The sequence below is a fragment of the Microbacterium foliorum genome (genome assembly GCF_003367705.1).
GTDB classification, from domain to species: Bacteria; Actinomycetota; Actinomycetes; order Actinomycetales; family Microbacteriaceae; genus Microbacterium; species Microbacterium foliorum.
The window spans coordinates 3,368,257-3,380,550 of record NZ_CP031425.1; the positions used below are offsets into that span (position 1 = coordinate 3,368,257).

The 12,294-nt window shown below is 70.6% G+C and carries 17 protein-coding genes; 6 read left to right on the forward strand and 11 right to left on the reverse strand.

What is annotated here, in order from left to right:
- Positions 1–44 precede the first annotated feature (44 nt).
- Positions 45–1,358 (forward strand): FAD-dependent oxidoreductase, encoded by a 1,314-nt coding sequence (locus tag DXT68_RS15835; RefSeq protein WP_045252982.1) that lies wholly within the window; start codon positions 45–47, stop codon positions 1,356–1,358.
- Here DXT68_RS15835 and DXT68_RS15840 read toward each other — a convergent pair.
- Positions 1,339–2,328 carry an SRPBCC family protein gene (locus DXT68_RS15840; protein ID WP_045252981.1) on the reverse strand — a complete coding sequence of 330 codons (990 nt, stop codon included), beginning with the start codon at positions 2,326–2,328 and terminating at the stop codon, positions 1,339–1,341. The two genes, DXT68_RS15835 and DXT68_RS15840, sit on opposite strands and share 20 nt — an antisense overlap.
- Positions 2,325–2,570, reverse strand: coding sequence for a hypothetical protein (locus tag DXT68_RS15845; protein WP_045252980.1), 246 nt, complete (start codon positions 2,568–2,570; stop codon positions 2,325–2,327). Before DXT68_RS15845 ends, DXT68_RS15840 begins: the two co-directional genes overlap by 4 nt.
- Positions 2,571–2,765: 195 nt before the next feature.
- On the opposite strand from DXT68_RS15845, the gene DXT68_RS15850 reads away from it, so the two are divergent.
- From DXT68_RS15850 to DXT68_RS15865, 4 genes are read left to right on the forward strand one after another with little or no spacing between them, the layout of a single operon-like run.
- Positions 2,766–4,601, forward strand: coding sequence for an AMP-dependent synthetase/ligase (locus DXT68_RS15850; protein WP_045252979.1), 1,836 nt, complete (start codon positions 2,766–2,768; stop codon positions 4,599–4,601).
- Between the two features lie 17 nt (positions 4,602–4,618).
- Positions 4,619–5,542, forward strand: coding sequence for a DUF1295 domain-containing protein (locus DXT68_RS15855; protein WP_045252978.1), 924 nt, complete (start codon positions 4,619–4,621; stop codon positions 5,540–5,542).
- Positions 5,543–5,582: 40 nt separating this feature from the next.
- Positions 5,583–6,266 (forward strand): SGNH/GDSL hydrolase family protein, encoded by a 684-nt coding sequence (locus DXT68_RS15860; protein WP_045252977.1) that lies wholly within the window; start codon positions 5,583–5,585, stop codon positions 6,264–6,266.
- Positions 6,267–6,320: 54 nt separating this feature from the next.
- Complete coding sequence (locus DXT68_RS15865; RefSeq protein ID WP_045253001.1) at positions 6,321–6,944, forward strand: HD domain-containing protein; 624 nt, start codon at positions 6,321–6,323, stop codon at positions 6,942–6,944.
- A 21-nt stretch (positions 6,945–6,965) separates the two neighbouring features.
- Here the strand turns inward: DXT68_RS15865 and DXT68_RS15870 are convergent, their stop codons facing one another.
- The 8 genes from DXT68_RS15870 to DXT68_RS15905 all read right to left on the reverse strand — a co-directional run bounded on the left by DXT68_RS15870 (position 6,966) and on the right by DXT68_RS15905 (position 10,771).
- Complete coding sequence (locus tag DXT68_RS15870; RefSeq protein WP_045252976.1) at positions 6,966–7,838, reverse strand: hypothetical protein; 873 nt, start codon at positions 7,836–7,838, stop codon at positions 6,966–6,968.
- Between the two features lie 84 nt (positions 7,839–7,922).
- Positions 7,923–8,096: a CsbD family protein gene (locus tag DXT68_RS15875; protein ID WP_042541591.1), complete on the reverse strand. Its 174-nt coding sequence runs from the start codon at positions 8,094–8,096 to the stop codon at positions 7,923–7,925.
- Positions 8,097–8,197: 101 nt separating this feature from the next.
- On the reverse strand, positions 8,198–8,410 hold the full coding sequence (locus DXT68_RS15880; RefSeq protein ID WP_045252975.1) for a hypothetical protein: 213 nt from the start codon (positions 8,408–8,410) through the stop codon (positions 8,198–8,200).
- 64 nt (positions 8,411–8,474) lie between these two features.
- On the reverse strand, positions 8,475–9,089 hold the full coding sequence (locus DXT68_RS15885) for a hypothetical protein (RefSeq protein WP_045252974.1): 615 nt from the start codon (positions 9,087–9,089) through the stop codon (positions 8,475–8,477).
- Positions 9,086–9,670 (reverse strand): DUF6286 domain-containing protein, encoded by a 585-nt coding sequence (locus DXT68_RS15890; RefSeq protein WP_045252973.1) that lies wholly within the window; start codon positions 9,668–9,670, stop codon positions 9,086–9,088. The genes DXT68_RS15885 and DXT68_RS15890 overlap by 4 nt, the downstream gene beginning before the upstream one ends.
- The gene (locus DXT68_RS15895; RefSeq protein WP_208856510.1) at positions 9,667–10,062 is read right to left on the reverse strand and encodes a hypothetical protein; all 396 of its coding nucleotides are present in this window, start codon (positions 10,060–10,062) and stop codon (positions 9,667–9,669) included. The genes DXT68_RS15890 and DXT68_RS15895 overlap by 4 nt, the downstream gene beginning before the upstream one ends.
- On the reverse strand, positions 10,062–10,250 hold the full coding sequence (locus DXT68_RS15900; protein WP_045252972.1) for a DUF2273 domain-containing protein: 189 nt from the start codon (positions 10,248–10,250) through the stop codon (positions 10,062–10,064). The genes DXT68_RS15895 and DXT68_RS15900 overlap by 1 nt, the downstream gene beginning before the upstream one ends.
- Positions 10,247–10,771: an Asp23/Gls24 family envelope stress response protein gene (locus tag DXT68_RS15905; RefSeq protein WP_174233218.1), complete on the reverse strand. Its 525-nt coding sequence runs from the start codon at positions 10,769–10,771 to the stop codon at positions 10,247–10,249. Before DXT68_RS15905 ends, DXT68_RS15900 begins: the two co-directional genes overlap by 4 nt.
- 161 nt (positions 10,772–10,932) lie before the next feature.
- On the opposite strand from DXT68_RS15905, the gene DXT68_RS15910 reads away from it, so the two are divergent.
- The gene (locus tag DXT68_RS15910; RefSeq protein WP_045252971.1) at positions 10,933–11,838 is read left to right on the forward strand and encodes an SDR family NAD(P)-dependent oxidoreductase; all 906 of its coding nucleotides are present in this window, start codon (positions 10,933–10,935) and stop codon (positions 11,836–11,838) included.
- A gap of 37 nt (positions 11,839–11,875) precedes the next feature.
- Here the strand turns inward: DXT68_RS15910 and DXT68_RS15915 are convergent, their stop codons facing one another.
- A complete protein-coding gene (locus tag DXT68_RS15915) occupies positions 11,876–12,241 on the reverse strand; it encodes a DUF4406 domain-containing protein (protein ID WP_045252970.1) in 366 nt (121 codons plus the stop codon).
- Positions 12,242–12,294: the final 53 nt, after the last annotated feature.

The following is a 12,294-nucleotide window of genomic DNA, read 5'->3' on the forward strand; positions in this document are numbered from 1 at the left end:
CATGCAGCCGACGCGCCTGATGCAGACCCCCGGAGCCGTACCCCGTGCATGACGTGATCGTGATCGGCGCCGGGCTCGCGGGACTCCGCTGCGCACAGCTGCTCACAGCCCACGGACTCGATGTCGTCGTGCTCGAGGCCGGCGACGCGGTCGGGGGACGCCAGCGCACCGACATCGTCGACGGGTTCCGGCTGGATCGCGGCTTCCAGGTGCTCAACCCCGCCTACCCGGCGCTCCGCCGCAGCGTCGATCTCGACGTCCTGGCGATGGGGAGCTTTCCGGTGGGGGTGCAGGTGCGCACGGCGCAGGGCATGGCCGCGCTGCGGCATCCGCTGCGGCATCCGCTGTCGATCGTCACCTCGCTGCGCAGCGGACTGGTGACCCTGCCGGATGCCGTCGCGCTGGCGCGCTGGGCAGCGCCGGCACTCGTGCGTCCGCTCTCCCGCCTCGCGCAGGATGACATCCCGCTGAGGGAAGGATGGGATGCGGCGGGGCTCCACGGCCCGCTGCGCACCGCCGTGCTCGAACCGTTCCTCGCCGGCGTGCTGGCGGAGGGTCGCGGCGACACGTCGAACGCGTTCGCCCGGCTGCTCGTGCGGTACTTCGCGCTCGGCCGCCCCGGGCTGCCGGCACAGGGGATCGCCGCCGTCCCCGAACAGCTCGCGGCACGCGCACGCGCCGGCGGCGCCACCATTCGGCTGGGCACGGCCGCCGAACGCCTGTCGGCCGAAGGCCGCGCCAACGGCACCGGCATCCAGGTCGGAGTCGTCGATGGCGACCCCGTCCGCGCGGCTCGGGTGGTCGTCGCGGTCGGGCCCGACGCCGTGGGCGGCCTCACGGGGCTCCCCTCACCGGCGACGAACGGGCTGCAGACCTGGTGGTTCGCCGCAGCCGAACCGCCGACTCGGTCGGCACTGCTCACCGTCGACGGACGACGGCGGGGACCGGTGGTGAACACGGTCGTGATGACGCACACCGTGCCGTCGTATGCTCCCGCCGGACGCCACCTGATCGCCGCGACCTGTCTGCTGCCGGGAACCGACTCGGGCACCGGCTCCCGCGCCGCGACCGCCACCGCCACCGCCACCGCGACGGAGAACGACGTCCGACGCCACCTCGAGCAGATCTGGGGCACCGACGTCAGTGCCTGGGAGGTGATCCGGCGCGACGACATCGTCGACGCCCTCCCGGCACAGCACGCGCCCCTCGGGCCGCCGCGATCGCCGCGCCATTCCGAGCGCCTGTACGTCGCGGGCGACCATCGGGACACCGCGTCGATCCAGGGGGCCCTGGCCTCCGGCGAGCGCGCCGCGCGGGCGATCCTGGTCGACGTGGGGGTCAGCGGAACGAACGGCTGATCGCGGCGCTCGTCTGGGCCAGCATGATCCACAGCATGAACTTCTGCAGCGGACGCATGGGCAGAGCCACGATTCCGCGCCATCCGCCGCGCCGCGCCCAGGACATCGTCGTGTGGACCTGCGTTCCGCCCGTCGTGCCGGCCAGCGTGAACTCCATCAGGACAGGGCTGTTCTTCGGCGCATCGGGATAGGCGAAGCTCCACGCCACTCGCTCGGGTCGATCAAGCGACACCAGGGTGATGCGGCGACGACGGAGTTCGGGCTTGCGCTGCACCGGCTCTCCGTTCAGACGCTCCGTGGGCGCGAGCCCCTCCCAGACCTCGCCGGCGGCGACCTCCTGCCGGCCGAGCTCGAGGGACCCCACGCCCGGATGCCACTCGGGGATGAGGGCGGGATCGGCGAGGAAGGCCCCCACGTCCTCCACCGGGGCGGAGACGAACGTCTCGATCGATCCCGCCGCACGCCCGTGCCGCTTCACCGCCGTGAGCGGCGTGGTCGTGTCGTCGGCGCCGAGTTCGTCGAGCTGCTCGAGCAGAGCCTGCGCAGAGGTGCCGAGGCGGGCCAGGATGCCGTCGATCAGCCCGCTGGGCTCGGTCAGCAGCTCGCGCAGCACAGCCGCCGCGTCTCCGGCCTTGCGCCGGCCGCTGGCGCGGATGAGCAGGTCGGAGGCGCGGGTGCTCCACTCGTACCCCTCGGTCTGAGGGAACACGATCTGCCCCGCGGCGGGGAACGACGTCTCGATGCCCAACCCGGCCAGGTGGTGCGCGTGCTGGTCCTCGACGGCGCGGCGGGCCGCATCGATGTCGAGGCCCGCGCCGCGCAGCATCCGCCCCGCCGACTGGTCGTTGATGATGAGGGCGAGCAGCAGATGATCGATGTCGGCCGTGCGCAGACCCGCGCGGGAGGCCTCCTCCATGGCGGCGACCGAGAGCGAGTGGCTGGTGTGAGCTGCTCGAGCGAACCTGCTCATGCGTTCCTCCGGGGGATCTGGATGGCGGGGTCCACCCGCCTGGCATGTTTCTTGTGGGCGGCCTGACGGGTCACACCGAGGGCGTCGGCGACCTCCTGCCAGGTCATTCCGGCGCGCAGCGCGGCCTCGACCTGACGCAGCTCGAGGGTGTCGGCCAGCACGCGCAGCGTCGCGACGGCGCGCAGGCCGGCTCGCGGATCGCTGAGGTCCGCCGCAGTCGCGGCGATCTGGGATGACTCCATACTGTCAACCTACGTTGCTAGACGGCGTTCTGTCAACCGAGGTTGCTCGCGGCACGCGGTCCCATCCGAATCGGCGGGGGCTCCGAACAGGAGAGGATGGCAGTACATGCGCGCGCCCGCATGCTCCTTTCGTCCGTTCGACCGAGGACCGCCGTCACGCCCCGAACCGCCCGTTCGACCGAGAGGAACACACCGATGATCGAATCATCGACCCCGCCGCTGGCAGTCCTCGACGCCTACCGGAACATCACCGACCTCCTGGTCGCCCGCGCGCAGACCGCGCCGGAGCACGTGGCCTTCGAGGTCGAGAGGGCGGATGCCGGCAGCACCGCCCCCTGGCGGCCGGTCACCACGCGCGCGTTCTCCGATGAGGTGCGCGCGCTGGCGAAGGGATTCATCGCCCGGGGCGTGCAGGCGGGCGACCCGATCGCGATCATGGCGCCGACGCGCTACGAGTGGGCCGTCGCCGATCTCGCCTCCTGGTTCGCCGGTGCCGTCGTCGTGCCGATCTACGAGACGTCCTCGCCGTCGCAGGTGAACGCCATCGTCGCCGACGCAGGGGTGCGTCTGGCGATCGGCGGCACGGCGTCGCACACGGCGCTGCTGCAGTCGGCGCTCACGGAGGCCGGTGGCGACCCCCTCGGCGTGTGGACGATGGATGCCGCCGCATCCGCACCCCTCGCCGACCTCGTCGCGCTCGGAGCCGACGTCTCGGATGCCGACCTCGAGGCCCGCCGAGCATCGGCTACCCAGGACGACCCGGCGACGATCGTCTACACCTCCGGCACCACGGGCGAGCCGAAGGGCGTCGTGCTGACGCATCGGAACTTCCTCGGGCAGGTGCTGAACATCGCCGCCGCCTACCGCGAGATCGTCAACGACGCCGGCAACACCGTGATCTTCCTCCCGCTCGCTCATGTGCTGGCCCGGGGCCTGCAGCTGATCTGCCTGGCCAGCGGCATGCGCATCGCGCACCTCGCCGATCCGTCGACCGTCGTCGCGACCCTCGACACCCTGCGGCCGACCTTCCTCGTCGTCGTCCCCCGAGTCCTGGAGAAGATTCAGGCGGCCGCCGCCGCCAAGGCCGCCGACAAGGGCCTCGCGGGCGTCTGGACGAAGGCCAGGGAGACGGCGATCGCGTGGGGCCGCCGCGCCGAACGGATCGACGCCGCCGCGCACCCCGCGAACGACCTCTCGCTGCGACTGCGCCACCGGTTCTTCGACGCGCTGTTCTATCGGCGCCTGCGCGCGGTGATGGGCGGACGCGTCGGCTACATGCTCTCGGGCGGCGCCGCCCTCGACCCCGAGCTGTCGCTGTTCTTCCGCGGCATCGGCGTCCCCGTCATCGAGGGGTACGGCCTCACCGAGACCACGGCACCGCTCACCGGCAACCTGCCGGGACGCATCGCCTCGGGCAGCGTGGGCTCACCGCTCCCCGGCCTCACGGTGCGCATCAGCGATGAGGGCGAGGTGCTCGCCCGGGGCCTCGGCGTCTTCGGCGGATACCGCAATCCCGCCCACGACAAGGGAGCATTCGTCGACGGGTTCTTCCGCACCGGCGACCTGGGCCGGCTCGACGACCAGGGCAGGCTGATCCTCGACGGACGGCTCAAAGACGTGATCGTCACCTCCAACGGCAAGACGATCGTGCCGACCCGCTGGGAGAGCGCCGTCGAGGCGGATCCGCTCATCTCCCACGCGGTGATGGTGGGCGAGGGCAAGCCCTACCTCTCCGCGCTGCTGGTGCTCGATCCGGAGCAGACGCAGGAGTGGGCCCGCACCAACGGCGCCGACATCCCGCCCCTGGCCGAGCCCGACCTCCGCGCGGTCACCGATCCCACCCTGCGCATGCGACTGCAGGCCTCCGTCGACGCCGCCAATGCCCTCGTGGCCCGCAGCGAGCAGGTGCGCCGGTTCAGCGTGATCCTCGCCGACCTCGAGGACCGCGGGATCGTCACCCCCACCATGAAACTCCGGCGGAGCGTCGTGCTCGATCGCGCCTCCGTCACCGTCGAAGACCTCTACCTCTGAGAAACAGGAAGAACACCATGTCCTCACCGACGCCCACCGAAACCAAGTCGTCGCGCGCCTCGCTCGTCGCGATCGTCGTCGCCCTCGTCATCGGGGCGCTCGTCGCGCTCGCCGGCAGCCAGAACGGCGCGATGCTCGGCGGCATCCCGCTCTTCGCGCTCGCGGTGGCGGCCGCGTACGGCATCCAGATCCTCGCCTTCATCCCGGCCGTGATCCTGCGCACCGAGCGCTTCTTCGACCTCACCGGCAGCCTCACGTTCCTCGCGATCTCGGTGGCTCTCGTGCTGCTGACGCCCCTGCCCGACGCGCGCAGCTGGATCCTCGCGGTGATGGTGGCCCTGTGGGCCGTCCGCCTCGGATCCTTCCTCGCCACGCGCGTGCACAAGGCCGGATCCGACGGCCGCTTCGACGAGATCAAGGGTTCGCCCGTACGGTTCCTGCAGGTGTGGGTCATCCAGGGCGCCTGGGTGTCGATCACGGCCGCCGCCGCCTGGATCGCGATCAGCACGGATGCCGCGAACCGCGCACCCATCGGATGGCTCACCGTCGTGGGGATCGTCGTCTGGGTGCTCGGCATGGTGATCGAGATCGTCGCCGACGCGCAGAAGTCCGCGTTCCGCGCCGACCCGAAGAACAAGGACGAATTCATCCGCACCGGTCTGTGGTCGCGTTCGCGGCACCCCAACTACTTCGGGGAGATCGTGATCTGGGTGGGCGTCTTCGTGACCGCGGCCCCCGTGCTCACCGGATGGCAGTGGGTGGCCGTGCTGTCACCGCTGTTCGTGATCCTGCTGCTCACCCGCGTGAGCGGCATCCCGCTGCTCGAGGCGCGTGCCGAGAAGAAGTGGGGTGACCGCGCCGACTACATCGAGTACCGCGACAGCACTCCCGCGCTCATCCCGCGTCTCACACGACCGACTGTGCGGCAGGCCGCGGCATAACGGCCGCCATCCGGCCCGAGGTCGGTGACGAACAACCTTCATGCGCCGCTTCCGATCGCTCGCCTCACTCGCCGCCCTCGCCCTCGGGCTCACCGCCTGCAGCGCGGGACCTGTGCCGGATGCGTCCCCGACGCCGGGAGACGGGCCGGTCGTCGCGTTCTACGGGGACTCGTACACGCTGGGCACGGGGGCGAGCGATCCGGCTCTCCGATGGTCGACGATCATCAGCGAGCAGCGCGGATGGCAGGAGTTCAACCCCAGCGTCAACGGACTCGGGTTTGTCAACCACCGCTCGGACTTCGCCGAGAACGACCTTCCTGAGCTCGTCATCGCACAGGATCCCGACATCGTCTTCGTGACGATGGGGCTCAACGACAACTTCAGCTACGACCGACGCGCCGACCTCATCCGCACGACCATCACCGACGACCTCAGCCGGCTGCGCGACGCCCTGCCCGAGGCGAGGATCATCGTCGTCGAGCCGTTCTGGTACACCGACGAACGCCCGGAATCGGTGCAGACGATCATCGGATGGGCCGAGGATGCCGCGGCAGAGATCGACGCGGACTGGATCCCCGGTGCGAGCCGGTGGCTCGACGGGCACTACGCCGGCGCCGAGGACAGCTGGATGGCGGGAGACGGCCTGCATCCCTCCGACATCGGATATCGCCACATGGCCGAGGAGATGGATGCGGCGCTCGACGCCCTCGATCCGCCGCTCTAGATAGATGTGCGGGCGGTGCGGGCGGTGCAGTCCCGAAGCGATACGCTGACCGGCATGAGCGCGCACGAGACGCATCCGCCCCTGCACCTGGACTCGTTCGAGGCGCCGCGCACGCCCGCGGCGGTCGCAGCCCTGTCGCTCGCGACGCAGTACCACTCCCCCGCGATCCTGAATCACGTGGTGCGCTCGTGGCTGTGGGCCGAGGCGTTCGCCGTCATCGAAGGGCGGCAGGACATCGACCACGAGCTGCTCTATGTCTCGGCCGTGCTGCATGACATCGGCCTGGCCCCGGAGTTCGACAACGTGTTCCGCTCCTACGAGGAGGCCGGCGGCCATGTCGCCGTCGCGCTCACCCGGGGCGCCGGCTGGGACGAGCGGCGGGGCACCCGTGCGCTCGAGGTGATCGTGCGGCACAACTGGCCCTCGGTCGATCCCGCCGTCGACGTCGAGGGGTACCTGCTCGAGATCGCGACCGGTCTCGACATCTCCGGTGCGCGCTCCGACGCACTCCCCGAGCCCTTCCTCCGCGAGGTTCTCGAGGCCCATCCCCGCCTCGACCTCGCCACGGAGTTCGGCTCCGGAGTCGTCGACCAGGCGGCCCGGAAGCCGCACACCGCAGCTCACCGCCTGGTCGAGGGCGGCGTCGTCCGCAAACTCGAGCAGAACCCCCTCGGCTGAGCGCGCCGTGGGCGGCGCTCGCTAGTCGTCGCTCGAATCGACGAAGACCCCGACCCGGTCGCCGTCGAGCACGAACTGGATCGCGACGCCCGAGGGGTACCGCTCCATCAGCTCGTCCGGCAGCTCGTCGCTGAACGGCACGGCGAGCGCGGTCGGGAAGGACGCGACACCGCACGTCCCGTAGATCGGGCCGCCGACGTACGAGTCCCCCTCATCCTCGCCCTCCTCGGGCAGGTCGCTGGTCCTGGCGACCGAGAGGCAGCGGTTGTCCGACACCCGATCCCCCGACTCCGACGTCCACCCCGGAGTCTCGAAGATCGTCAGACCGGCGAACTCCGCGCTGGCGACGTCGGAGCCCGCACCGAACCAGCTCGGAGGAATCGCGCCCTCGGGCGTGAGCCGGAGCGTGTCGACCTGCGGCGCGCCCGATGACGTCGACACCGTCTGCAGCGAGGTCACCGCGAACGTCACGAGAGCGGCCACGGCAGCGGATGCCACGACCGATGCCACCCACAACACGCGGTGCTTTCTGCCGAGACGGGCGGGCCGCCCCGCGCCATGCTCCGCCGGACCCGGACCGACGGCCGCGTCGGCGGCACCGGCGGCGGAGGCGGAGGCCGCGTCGGGATCGTCGTCCCACAGCGAGTCGTCACCGAGCCTGTCGAGCAGCTCATCGCCCGCTCGGTCCTCGACGCGACCGTCGGCGATGACGGACGCGGAACGGGCGTCGACCGAGACGACGCCGGAGTCGGGTATCGCGGCGCGCGAGGCCTCGAGCTGCTCCAGGCGGCGCAGAGCGATCGGATCTGTGGCGATGTCGGCACGGGGACCGTACGCACGGGCGCGAAGCTCGCGCAGCTCCCTCTCGGAATCGGCATCCAGTCGCGCACTCATCCCCGCATCGTCTCACGACCGACCCCGTGCACGCAGCGACGGGCGGACGGAGCACGAATGCTCCGCCCGCCCGTCAGTGGAGGGTCAGTTCTTGAACGCGTCCTTCACGTTCTCGCCGGCCTTCTTCGCGTCGGCCTTGACCTGGTCGGCCTTGCCCTCGGCAGCGAGCTTGTCGTTGTCGGTCGCGTTGCCGATCGCTTCCTTCGCCTTTCCGGCGATGTCCTGAGCGGCGTTCTTGATCTTGTCATCGAGTCCCATGAGGAGCTCCTTTCGTGAGGGTGATGATGACGACGGGAGGATTCCCGCCGTCTTATCGTCGTGCTCTTCGCGACCGACGATAAGTCGAGGGGTGCAGCCGATCAGCGGCGCACCTTGTCGAGGGCCTTCTCTGCGGCCTTCTTGGCCTTCTTCGCGGCCTTCGCCCGTTCCTTCTTGGCCTTCGGGTCGTTCCACATCCGCACGAGCTGGTGCCGCACGGACTCGCCCTTGTCGATCTGCACGGTCGCCGCCCGGCTGCCCAGGATGTAGGCGACGAAGGCGACGGCGCCGATGAGGAGGATCTTGTTTCGCATGGTGTCTCTTCTTCCTGGGTGTCGTGTGGTGACGGGTGCCGTGTGACGGGTGGGCGTCAGCGGATCAGGTCAGGCGACGCTGGTCGTGAGCGAGCCGCGCCCGCAGTCCGGTGTGGATGGAGACGTAGGTCGCCGTCTCGCGGCCGGTGAGGGTCGCGAGGTTGCCGAGCAGGCGGTCGACGTGGTCGACCAGCTCGCGCGGATCGGTGTTCTGACGCGGGGTCAGCGCCACGTGCAGCACGGGCTCGCTGTGGATGTCGTTCGCGGTGACGTGGGTCGAGAGGATGTCGGCCCGGTCGGCGAGCGAGTTCTTCACCGCATCCGAGACGAAGGACTCGGTGACGGTGACCCGGCCGAGCGGGTTCTGCGCCCCCGACGAGCGGAGGACCGTCTTGGAGCGGCGACCCGAGATGCTGGTCAACGCGGCGATGAGGAGCACCACGACGATGACGATCGCCGCGACGGCGCCGATGCCGACCCACGAGAGGCTTCCTCCCGCGATGGCCGTGGCCGCGATCGCCTGGTCGAGCCAGGTGCGGGCGTCCTTGCCGGCCGACGTCCAGATGTCGGTGGCGGTCGGCCAGCTCATCACCGCGATGCCGAGGGCGCCGAGAGCGAGGAACAGCAGGCCGATGATCAGCAGCAGGGTGCGGTTCAACGCACGATTGGTGGCGTTCACAGCTCGTCCTCCTTCTCGGTGGGCCGCTCGATGCGAACCCGGGTGCGTACGCTCCTGGTCAGCCGGTACGTCGTCAGCTCGGCCTCGGCGGCGGACTGCACCGCGCTCTTGTCGAGCGGGATGCCGGCGCCGGGGCGCACGGTGACGTCCACGGAGCGATGTCCGACGCCGACGGTGATGCTCTCGCGGGAGAGACCCGTCTGCTCCGACAGATGCTGGGCCAGTGCACTGGCGATCACGCCGTTGTCGACGACGACCGCGCGGTCGCCCGCCTCGAGCGTGTGCTTCGACAGGCGGCCCGGTGTGACGGCCAGCACGATGAAGACGATCCCGATCAGGGCCAGCACGATGCTGCCCGCGATCACGAGACCGGCGGGCTGCGCGGTCGGCAGTCCGACCAGCCATCCACCCGCTGCCGCGGGACCGAGCAGGAGGGCGGGCTGGGCGGCGAGGCTCAGCACGATCTCGAGCCCGATGTAGGCGAGGGCGAGGATCAGGAGGATGACCGCGACGAACATCGCGACCGTGCGCGGCGAATGCGTCTCGCGACGGACGACGCGACGAAGTACGGGGGTGCTCATCGCACTCGACTCCTCTCTGGGATGGTGGCACCGGTGATGGTGAGGTTGATGCGGGTGATGTCTCGACCGAGGATTCCGGTCAGCCGTGTCTGCAACTGCTCCTGCAGCTGACGGGCCCTCTCGAGAACGGGGACTCCCTGCTCGATCGCGACGGTGTCGTCGAGATTCGGGACGGGGAGCGGGGTGGCGATGCGGACGGCGAAGCCGCCCGGATGCTCGGCGACATCGACCTTCACGTCGCCGCGCGGCACACCGATCAGGACTGCGGATGCCTGTTCGGTCACCGTGCGGTAGACGCGTTCCCTCACGTCGACGCGGCCAGGAACGGTGGCCCCACCGGTGGCGACCCGCTCGGGGTCACCACCGGGGGCGAAGTGCTGGTCGACGCGCATCAGGAGGTGCGCCGCCCCGTGAAGGCGTCCGCGAGGCCGCGGACGTCGAGCTTGCCGGAGGCGATCCGGCCGATGATGGCACCGATCCCGGCGAACAGGGCGACGAGGAGGAACCCCCAGAACCCGAACGCCAGTGCGGCGAGAGCGAGCAGGGCGCCGATCACGGCGCCGGTGATGGTGGGGCTCATGAGACGCGCGACTCCTCGTTCTCGGTGCTGTCGTCGCCGGGGACGTGCACATCGTTGACCTCGACGTTGACCTCGACGACCTCGAGGCCGACCAGGCGGCTGATCGCGCCCGCGACGGCGGCGCGGACGTTGTTCGCGACCTCCTGGATAGGGGCCGGGTACTCCACGACGATGGTCAGGTCGGCGGCGGCCTGCGTCTCGCCGACCTCGACCTTGACGCCCTGGGCGAGGTCGGTGGCGTTGATCACGTCGCGGATCGCACCGAAGGCGCGGGCTCCGCCGCCGCCGAGGGCGTAGACGCCCGCGACCTCACGGGCGGCGATGCCGGCGACCTTGGCCACGACGCCATCGGCGATGACCGTCTTGCCTGCGGCGTCGACGTCGGTGGGGATGCGCGATGCCGAGAAGCTCGACGAGCGGTCCACGCGAGAGAAGGACGCGGCGGGCTTCGGTGCGGCGGAAGTCTGGGCCAGCTCCTTCTCGGCGGGGCTGGTGGAGGTGTTCTGATCCTGAGTTGCCATGACTTTTCCTTCGTCTCACGTGGTTCCGGCTGCGAGACCTGTCGGCCGTGCCGGGAGCGTGGTTGGTCGCTCACAGGTAAGACGTGCGGGGCACGCCGATCGTCACAAATTCGTCGAAGAATTTTCTCGCCGCCCTCGAGGGGCCGCCTAGGTTGGAGGACATGACCTCGGCCCCCGCCCCCGTCCGCGATCTCGGCGGTCGCACGATTCTCGTCACCGGCGCGAATGCGGGGATCGGCTACTGGTGCGCCGAACAGCTCGCCGCCCGCGGCGCCAGGGTGCTGCTCGGCTGCCGATCGGTCGACCGGGCCGAGGTCGCGGCATCGTCGATCCGCGCCCACGCGCAGGGCGCCGACGTCGGCGTCCTCCCCCTCGATCTGGGCTCGCTCGACGGGATCTCAGCGGCCGCGGCGTCGGTCGACGAGCGGCTCGATGCGGTCATCTGCAACGCGGGGATCAAGGCGGCCGACCGCCGCGCGCGCACCGCCGACGGGCTGGATCTGATGGTCGGGACGAACGCCCTCGGCCACTTCGCCCTGCTCGCGCAGCTCGGCGCGGTGCTCGCGGAGGACGCGCGCGTCGTGGCCGTCGGTTCGCTGGCCCACCGTTTCGCAGAGATCGACCCGGCGACGCTCGGCCAGCCGTGGACCGGGGCGTCGCTGCGTCAGTACGGCCGCTCGAAGGCCGCGCTCATGGCGTACGCGTTCGAGCTCGACCGGCGATGGCGAGGGACCGCGCGCGCCGCACTGTGCGCGCATCCGGGATACGCGGTCGACCCGCTCACCCCGCATCGCCCCGGTCTCGCCGAGGTGTCGGGCCTCTCCCGCACCCTGGCAGGGCTCAGTCGACCGCTCGTGCAGGGAAAGGACGCGGGCGCCGCGCCGATCGTGCACGCGGCGGTGTCGGCCGATGCGACCGGGGGCGACTACTGGGGCCCGGGAGGCCTGCTCGAGTTCCGCGGTGCACCTGCCCGCGTGCGAGCCAGCGAGCAGGTGCGCTCCGCCGAGGTGGGCGCCGCGCTCTGGTCGGCGGCCGAGGAGCTGGCCGGGGTGCGGTTCGACGCCTGACCGCGCTGCGGTCAGCTCGCCCGTCAGGCGCGACGCGTCATGCGGCGCCGAGTGCCGGGATCTCGTCGAGCGAGCGGAAGACCGGAAGCCCCCGTTCCCGTGCGATCTCGACGTCCTTGTCGGCACCCGAGGACTCACCGGGCAGGCGGAGGACGGCGTCGCAGTGCTGCAGCAGTCGGTGTGCGGTCTCGTACATGACATCGCCGTCGGTCGCGGAGTTCTCGTCGAGGCCTCGCAGGATCGGCAGAGCGACCCACTCCCCGATCATCGGGACGTGTCCGAGCCGGTGGATGGGCGCTGCGGCCTGCTCGAGGATCTCGAGATTGCGGGCGATGAGGGCGGGGTCGCCGCCGGTTCCCGAGCGGTAGGGGCCGGCGATCAGGATCAGGAGTGGTGTCGTCATGAAGAAGACTGTAACGTTAACCGTGCAAGAACGTGCAACTTCGTGAGATAACA

Excerpts from the sequence above, each read along its gene's own strand:
- DXT68_RS15840 (WP_045252981.1), bottom strand. The coding sequence starts at position 2,328 with ATGAGCAGGTTCGCTCGAGCAGCTCACACCAGCCACTCGCTCTCGGTC.
- DXT68_RS15845 (WP_045252980.1), bottom strand. The coding sequence starts at position 2,570 with ATGGAGTCATCCCAGATCGCCGCGACTGCGGCGGACCTCAGCGATCCG.
- DXT68_RS15850 (WP_045252979.1), top strand. The coding sequence starts at position 2,766 with ATGATCGAATCATCGACCCCGCCGCTGGCAGTCCTCGACGCCTACCGG.
- DXT68_RS15855 (WP_045252978.1), top strand. The coding sequence starts at position 4,619 with ATGTCCTCACCGACGCCCACCGAAACCAAGTCGTCGCGCGCCTCGCTC.
- DXT68_RS15860 (WP_045252977.1), top strand. The coding sequence starts at position 5,583 with ATGCGCCGCTTCCGATCGCTCGCCTCACTCGCCGCCCTCGCCCTCGGG.
- DXT68_RS15865 (WP_045253001.1), top strand. The coding sequence starts at position 6,321 with ATGAGCGCGCACGAGACGCATCCGCCCCTGCACCTGGACTCGTTCGAG.
- DXT68_RS15870 (WP_045252976.1), bottom strand. The coding sequence starts at position 7,838 with ATGAGTGCGCGACTGGATGCCGATTCCGAGAGGGAGCTGCGCGAGCTT.
- DXT68_RS15875 (WP_042541591.1), bottom strand. The coding sequence starts at position 8,096 with ATGGGACTCGATGACAAGATCAAGAACGCCGCTCAGGACATCGCCGGA.
- DXT68_RS15880 (WP_045252975.1), bottom strand. The coding sequence starts at position 8,410 with ATGCGAAACAAGATCCTCCTCATCGGCGCCGTCGCCTTCGTCGCCTAC.
- DXT68_RS15890 (WP_045252973.1), bottom strand. The coding sequence starts at position 9,670 with ATGAGCACCCCCGTACTTCGTCGCGTCGTCCGTCGCGAGACGCATTCG.
- DXT68_RS15895 (WP_208856510.1), bottom strand. The coding sequence starts at position 10,062 with ATGCGCGTCGACCAGCACTTCGCCCCCGGTGGTGACCCCGAGCGGGTC.
- DXT68_RS15900 (WP_045252972.1), bottom strand. The coding sequence starts at position 10,250 with ATGAGCCCCACCATCACCGGCGCCGTGATCGGCGCCCTGCTCGCTCTC.
- DXT68_RS15905 (WP_174233218.1), bottom strand. The coding sequence starts at position 10,771 with ATGGCAACTCAGGATCAGAACACCTCCACCAGCCCCGCCGAGAAGGAG.
- DXT68_RS15910 (WP_045252971.1), top strand. The coding sequence starts at position 10,933 with ATGACCTCGGCCCCCGCCCCCGTCCGCGATCTCGGCGGTCGCACGATT.
- DXT68_RS15915 (WP_045252970.1), bottom strand. The coding sequence starts at position 12,241 with ATGACGACACCACTCCTGATCCTGATCGCCGGCCCCTACCGCTCGGGA.